Genomic DNA, 1,320 nt, shown 5'->3' on the forward strand with positions numbered 1-1,320 from the left:
CGGATAGATCGCATTTCGTTATGCCACAAACCCAAGGAAAATCCTCTCGCATGAAATTCATCACCTTCATTCTCTCGCTCCTCATGATTACAGGCTGTGGCGACTCGGCCACAACCAGTAACACCGACGCAGCGAAATCAAACGATTCAACACCACAGGCATCCACTGAAGAAGTTTCCCCGGTTAGTTCGGGCGTGCAATTGCCCGCAAAGTCCGCAGAAGATTTGGTTGCCGCCTATAAGACTGCGTTTGAGGCTGGCGATATTCCCGCAATCAAGGAAATGGTCCACTGGGGAGAAGAACCGTTCAACGAATCGACCATGACGATCATGTTTAACGCGCGAATTGCTGCGAAGAAAACCGGAACCATTCCTATGATTGAGGTCCGCGACGCTCCAGAAGGCAGATTCGACGCGGCTCAATTCACACTGAAACCATCTAAGATGGTCTGGGGGAGTTATTCCTATGACGGCGGCGGCGGAGACCTTCGGATGCCCATCGGAGAATTGGACGGAAGCTTTTATTTCTGTGTCCCTAAACGCAAGTAGTGAATTGTTTGCCAACCGTGCGCAGTGGCATAACAAAGCCGTGAACCGGAGCACTCATTCACGCGGCAACTGAAGTCAAAGCCTTCCGTTCGTGCCCGGTTACGGCTACCGTTCACGCTACTAAATCGTACTCGTACTCAGGCGTCAGCCGGTACTCCTACTCGTACTCGACTGGAAGGCAAGCAAACCAATGCCGGTCGCCCACGCTGCTGAACGTTGTGACTGAACTCGGCCCACCTGATGTCATCGGACCTCCGTTTTCCAAGATTCGCATTTGATGTCACGGTTCGATAGATGCGCGGTCGACCAAGACAAACCGACGCCTGTCGATTCGAGTAAGAATACGAGTACCGCGATGCTGAGTACGAGTACGATTCAAGACAAGCCGACGCCTGGAGTGCCAACCGCTGATTGGGATCCCGAATTTCCCTTCGCGATTCCGATCGAGTACATTGGCCGCGAGCGACGATGGCTCAAGCTGTCGTCGCGGCCGACCGCGCGAACCGAGTGGTGCACCGCAGCCGGCGAGGTGAGTTTGTTATTGAGATCAGGTCCATCGCGCCGACGCGGTGACCACCGCCGTTCACGCTGCTAACCGACGCCTGACGAAAGCGCCCACTTCTTCTTTTGCGTCTTCTCGCGTTCTTTTGTGGCAATTGATTGGCTGTCGTTGGATCGTGACCCGGAGGACGCCCACCGGATTTCATCGAACCTCTGTTTCCTGAGATTCGCATTTGATGTCACGGTTCGATAGGTGCGCGGTCGACTCGGC

The 1,320-nt window shown here is 54.4% G+C and carries 1 protein-coding gene; it reads left to right on the forward strand.

The window, feature by feature from the left end; genetic code table 11:
- Window positions 1-548, forward strand: a 548-nt coding sequence (locus tag NZK35_RS16905) for a hypothetical protein (RefSeq protein WP_259633711.1), incomplete at its 5' end; no start/stop codon positions are given.
- Between the last annotated feature and the right edge of the window lie 772 nt (window positions 549-1,320).

The sequence above is a fragment of the Stieleria sedimenti genome (assembly GCF_025060895.1).
In the GTDB taxonomy this organism is placed as follows: Bacteria; Planctomycetota; Planctomycetia; order Pirellulales; family Pirellulaceae; genus Stieleria; species Stieleria sedimenti.